This is a genomic window from Streptococcus oralis subsp. dentisani, assembly GCF_003944205.1.
Lineage (GTDB): Bacteria > Bacillota > Bacilli > Lactobacillales > Streptococcaceae > Streptococcus > Streptococcus oralis_BH.
The window spans coordinates 1-6,070 of the sequence record NZ_RJPH01000026.1 but is presented as its reverse complement, the minus strand read 5'-3'; the positions used below and the strand labels follow the sequence as shown (position 1 = coordinate 6,070).

At 29.8% G+C, this 6,070-nt stretch carries 7 protein-coding genes; all 7 read right to left on the bottom strand.

Annotated elements, in window-relative coordinates:
• Window positions 1–852, bottom strand: an 852-nt coding sequence (locus D8805_RS09790; protein ID WP_142999752.1) for a hypothetical protein, incomplete at its 3' end; no start/stop codon positions are given.
• A gap of 4 nt (window positions 853–856) precedes the next feature.
• Window positions 857–1,552 (bottom strand): ABC transporter ATP-binding protein, encoded by a 696-nt coding sequence (locus tag D8805_RS09785; protein ID WP_125417102.1) that lies wholly within the window; start codon window positions 1,550–1,552, stop codon window positions 857–859.
• Window positions 1,549–2,964 carry an NAD(P)/FAD-dependent oxidoreductase gene (locus D8805_RS09780; protein ID WP_125417100.1) on the bottom strand — a complete coding sequence of 472 codons (1,416 nt, stop codon included), beginning with the start codon at window positions 2,962–2,964 and terminating at the stop codon, window positions 1,549–1,551. Before D8805_RS09780 ends, D8805_RS09785 begins: the two co-directional genes overlap by 4 nt.
• Window positions 2,965–2,970: 6 nt before the next feature.
• Window positions 2,971–4,299, bottom strand: coding sequence for an aminotransferase family protein (locus D8805_RS09775; protein WP_125417098.1), 1,329 nt, complete (start codon window positions 4,297–4,299; stop codon window positions 2,971–2,973).
• Window positions 4,300–4,322: 23 nt separating this feature from the next.
• The gene (locus D8805_RS09770; RefSeq protein WP_125417096.1) at window positions 4,323–5,045 is read right to left on the bottom strand and encodes an SDR family NAD(P)-dependent oxidoreductase; all 723 of its coding nucleotides are present in this window, start codon (window positions 5,043–5,045) and stop codon (window positions 4,323–4,325) included.
• A 1-nt stretch (window position 5,046) separates the two neighbouring features.
• Window positions 5,047–5,793 (bottom strand): 3-oxoacyl-ACP reductase FabG, encoded by a 747-nt coding sequence (gene fabG, locus D8805_RS09765; RefSeq protein WP_125417094.1) that lies wholly within the window; start codon window positions 5,791–5,793, stop codon window positions 5,047–5,049.
• A gap of 9 nt (window positions 5,794–5,802) precedes the next feature.
• Window positions 5,803–6,070, bottom strand: a 268-nt coding sequence (locus D8805_RS10160; RefSeq protein WP_221762869.1) for a hypothetical protein, incomplete at its 5' end; no start/stop codon positions are given.

Genomic DNA, 6,070 nt, shown 5'->3' with positions numbered 1-6,070 from the left:
TTTTAATACTCCTAAATGTTTATAATCTTCCTTAATAGATTCACTGATTGATATAAGAATCATCAACAAAACCATGGATGATAAAATTGAAATTGAAAAAGAAAGAATAACTAAATTTATATTTTTTTGAGAAGATAAAGCTCCAAAAATAGTTGTATTATCTGATGATTTAGTGAAGGAATAAAAATCTAAACTTGTCTGCATCTCCTTAGTAACATCAGAATTTACAGAACTGTTAAACTTTCCAACATATGAATGATTAATGGTTCCAAAATTACTTAATTGGTCATACTGCACAGCTATCAAGGCTTGGTTGGCTTTATCATACAGTTTTCCGCTGTTATCAACTATAGGATTAATCATATCAGAAAAAATAACAATTGCTGAAATAGTATATGTTTTATTTTTAAGCGTTACGCTATTACCAACTGAGATATTATGTTCTTTAGCAAATAAGTAATCAATCATTACTTCTTCACTAGTTCTATTTTTACTACCTTCAATAATTAAAAACTTATCAAACTTTCTTTCTGAATCATATATCCGATACAATATATTATTATCGTTATAAATCGCATACTTATGATCTTCCCAAGAAAAGTTATATTTATTAGCTAAATTATCAATCGTTTGAGAAATAGTGTTTTCGCTACTAGAATCTACGTTCGATAGGTTTGGATAAAAACTGAAATCTTCAATATTGCTTTCCGTAGTTACTTTATTTTCAAATCTCAGAACATTTTGATAACTACTAATAAAAACTGTTGCTAATAAAACTGTTAAAAATGTAACAATAAAAATTCCAATATTGCTAAATTTTTTTTTTCGAAAGAAAAAATAAATCTTGTTCAAAATATCACCCCCATTTAACTTGAGTAGCTGAAATAGGAGATGGATTTTTTATTATATCGATTATATTACCACTATTCATTTTGATAACTTTGTTTGCCATCTGTGCTATACCAGGGTTATGTGTTACCATTACTACTGTTACATGATTTTCTATTTGGTACTTTTGGATTAAATTCAGCACCTGTTTTCCATGCTCTTCATCTAATGCTCCAGTGGGCTCATCACAAAATAATATTTTGGGGTTTTTTGATAATGCTCTAGCGATTGCTACTCTTTGTTGCTGACCACCTGATAATTGAAAAGGCATTCGTTTTAATAGATGAGTCAAGTTTAAACTGTCTATTACATTATCATAATCTTTATTTTTCACTAAAAAGGCTCCCATTTTGATGTTATTCTCAACATTTAAATCTGCCATTAAGTAATATGATTGAAAAATAAAGCCGATATTTTCCCTTCTAAAGCGCGTACGTTCTGCCTCTGTTAATGCTGTGATATCTAATTCATCAATTAGTACCTTACCAAAGTCACAATCATCTAATCCAGACATTATATTCATTAAAGTAGATTTACCTGAACCTGAGGGACCTAAAATTACAACAAATTCCCCTTTACTAATTTCTAAATCTATTTCATTTAATGCATATAGATCTTTTTCACCATCTGCGTATTTTTTTATGAGTTGACGTACCTTTATCATTTTGCTCTCCTACTCTTATTATCTAAAACCTTTTTACAAACCTTATCAGCAGTTCTTATTGCACCATACACCCCATAATCAGTACTCCAATTACCAGATATATATATTCCTCTGAAACCTCTTAATTCAGGGGAAAATAAATTTGAATTCATAAAAACAAACTGGTCTCTTTCCCAACCAAAAACAGAACCCCACGTTGTATTGGTTATTTTTTTATACTCTAGGTTACATGTTGTAAATATTGAACTCATTATGTTTGATAATTCTGGAATTTCTAAAGTTATCATATCAACGATTTTATCAACATCTATCTTACTCTCATTAGCAGGAGAAGTTAAAAATGTGAACATAATTTTCTTTCCATCTGAATAAATCATACAAATTGGTAATCTAAAACTTTCGGAGGAAAGTAAAATATTTTCATCCATATTTTTGATATCATAATTTCCCATATAGACAGTATCGCCTTTTAGACTAGGAATTTCATAATCTAGTTTTGCAAATAATCGAAATACTGTTGTTCCTGGTTGGAATTTTTTCAACTTATTCTTTATACGAGTGTTAGAAATGATTTCACTTAAAATATCAAAAGGATATGAACAAAAGATAACATCCTCAGTAAGAATTTCAAAATCTCTACCTCCACTATTGCATTTAATCAAAAGAGTACTTTCATCTATAATCTTACAATCCGTACATGTACAGTTTTTTAAAAAGGTAACACCGTTATTTTCAGCAAAGTCCTTCAAATAATTAATCAAATTGGTATTGCAACCTTTAATATATCCTGACCCTAATCCATAAGAAATCAATAAGCTTAAGTTATTAAATGCTATACCTTGTATCCCAATTCCTCCATATCCTGGAGATAGTAATGTTAATATTTGACAAATATCATCCGATAGAGAATACTGTTTTAAAAATTCTTCAAACGAAATTGTGGAAGTCTCCAAAAACATTGATTGCAAGCCTTTCTCATCGGCATTTAAAAAATACGAAGCGTATATTTTTATTTTCCTGAAAAATTTATTTATTGAATCGATTTCATCTGGATAGTTATTTTTTAAATATTCCAAAAGTTCATCAAGAATAATTGGGATCTCTTTTATCTTACCTTTATGAAATAAGTTTACAAATTTCACAGAAACAAAATCGTTATCCAGTGAAATACCTATCTCGTTAAAAAAATCATTAACAAAGCACTCCTTATTTATTCCGGCAATATGATGAGCTCCCAGAAAAAAATCATCTTCAATCATCTGCGATAAACCACCAAAAGAGTCATTCTTTTCAACAACAAGAATATTGCTCACTTTTGTAGATAAATTTGCAGCAGTCAGTAAGCCATTAATTCCAGCACCAACTATTACTGTACTAAAACAATCATTATATTTGCTTGTTGAATCAACCAACTTACTCTAATCCTCCATCTGTAATAAAAATTCGACTTTTTTTATCGCATCTTTTAATTTTTCAACTATCATAGAACATTCTTCTTCATTTACTGTAAGTGGTGGTGCTACTATTAAAATATTAGTATCGTCTGGATATAAAAGTAAACCTCTATTACTCAAAAATTTGGATAAAATTTCAGCTATTCCCCATGCTTCCATATTTTTTATTCTAATTTCTTCAAAAATAATTGCTTGTATTAACCCTTTTCCACGTATACATCGGACTAAAGGTGAGCATAGTAATTCGTTTCGTAATTTATTCAATAATAAGTTACCTTTTTCAGAGGAATTTGCTATTAAATTGTTTTTCTCGATAATATTAATATTTGCTAGTGCAGCAGCACATGCTACAGGGTGTCCTCCTGTAGTATACCCATGTTCTAAATGTTTTCCATCTTGAGTATCTCCATAAAAAGCCATATATACTTCCTCAGTTACAAGAACAGCTCCCAGAGGAAAATAACCAGAGGTAATTGCTTTAGCTGTCATCATGATATCACCCCAAATGTTATAATTTTGCGAATCAAACATTTTACCTGTTCTACCAAAGCCAGTTGCAACCTCATCAATTACAAGTAAAATTCCTTCCTGCTTAGAAATCTTATAGATTTCTTCAACATAGCGTAAAGGTAAAACATTGGCACCATTAGATAATTGTGTAAGTTCCAAAAATAATGCAGCAATTTTACCTTTATTAACTGAACAAAATGACTTAAATTCATCAAGACAGTTATTAATTTCATCATTAATATCCATAGAATTTGGTACATTAATTTGATGAAAATTACTACATTCTAAATTGAAGTCATCATTATTAAATCCACCATTAGCTATCATCATGGCCCCAATACTCGAACCATGATAAGCTCCTTTCAAAGAGATAATTACGTTTCTATGTTCATTTTTATTTCTCCAATATTTTAGAACAATTTTTAATGCAGTATCACATGCTTCTGATCCACTATTTGTAAAAAAAGTTGAAAAATAATGGTCATCACATAACCTACATAGTCTTTGAGAACATTCAATGGAAGTAGCATTTGTAGAAGTAAATAGAGTTGCATTATCTAATTTTTTTAACTGTGATGATATGGAGCTTATTATTTCCGAGTTAACGTGACCTATATTAGAATTAAGTAATGTTGAAACTCCATCATATAAAATCTTATTATCAACGGATTGAAAATAATTTTCAGAATTCACATGCGTTAAAATTTCAGGACCATTTTCTATGTAATCCTTCATTTGCTTAAAAGCGTGCCAAACTTTATTAATTTTTTTGTGTGATGTCATATCTCTTACCTTTATCTTTATCTTTATCTAGAACTATATGCTGCATCTATTATTAAATTTTCTCCATTAATACTGGATTGGTTTAATAAAAATAAAACTGCTGTAGCAATATCTGATGAATTTACAAACTGTTTGGGTAGTCCACCTACAGCAAACATCCAATGTTTATTTTTTGAAAGTGAAGACATTGCATCTTCTAACATTTGAGTTTTAACAAAACCTGGACTAATACAATTTGATAAAATCCCTTTATCACCATAATCTAAAGCAAGGCATTTTACTAACTCAATTATTGCGGCTTTACTGACACTATAAGCAGTTAAATTATACGACCCAACAACTCCTAGAACAGAGGCTAATAAGATTATTCTGCCATTTTTATTTTGAATCAATTTTGGTATTATATACTTTAAAAATCTTACTACTGATGTGAGATTGATATTTATGGTTTTTTCAAAATCAGCTTCACTTATTTCTGTCAAGCTACCTGGAATCATTATCCCAACCGTAGAAATCACACCATACAAAGGTGGCATCTCTCTCAATATTTTATCAACTTCAGCAAGTACTTTTTCTGACTTTATATCACCACAAACCGTTTTTATGTTAACTGATGCAATTTCCTCAATGGAACTTGAAATATCTACAGCTAAAATATCATACCCTTCTTGTGTGACTAACTTTAAAATAGATTTAGCAATACCGCCACATGCTCCCAATAAAATTAAAGTTCGTTCTTTTCTCATATCATGTTAACCCACCATCAACAACAATTGTTTGCCCTGAAACATAAGATGATAGTTTACTTAATAGAAAAACAACCACATGCGCTACCTCTTCTGGTAAGCCTTCCCTTCCCATAGGAATTTTTTCTGTGATTCTGTCTAATTCTTTACTTGGTATGTTCTTAACCATATCTGTCTTAATATACCCAGGAGCCACAGCATTAATTCGAATGTTTTTTCCTGATAATTCTTTTGATAGAGTTTCAGTCATAGAAATCAAAGCTGACTTACTTGCACAATAGTTTGCTTGCCCAACCATACCTTTTAAGCCGCTTACAGAAGACATATTAACAATTACCCCTTCTTTTTCAGCTAACATTGGGAAAATAGCTTTCTTTGTTATTCTATAAATACCATTTAAATTTGTCTCTATAACATCGTCCCAATCATCATCATTTAACATAAAAAATAGTTTATCCTTTGTAATACCTGCATTATTAACTAAACCATATATTTTATTATCAAAAATCTTCAAAACTTCTTTAAAAAATTTATTAATACTTTCCGAATTCGACTGATCTAAATGTACAAGATAAAGATTTCCAAGCAAATCTTCCCCCTCATAAAAAAAATCTTCTGAATTAACAACGGAATTGTTGTATGTAGCAACGACATTAGCACCATACTTTAACAATTCAAGTGTAATACTTTTTCCAATACCTCTGCTTCCACCTGTGACAACAATATTTTTACCACATAAATCTTTCATATTAATCTCCTATTTTTGCAACAAGTATAAAACATAGTTACCCGTGACATCATAACCTGTCACAAGAATTTTATTTATACTTTTTCTCTCTAAATTTTTATTAATATTCCTTGGTACTTTGTTTTTTTTCAAACACAAGGCAGCTATAGCAATTGTGACTGAGAGAGACGCTCCTAAAGTTTCTCCAGCATATTTTTTTAAGTCTGTGATTATAACACTTTCGTCAAAAAATTTTTTTAGAACCTCATTTTCGGTTCTATCAAAGTATGATTTATTA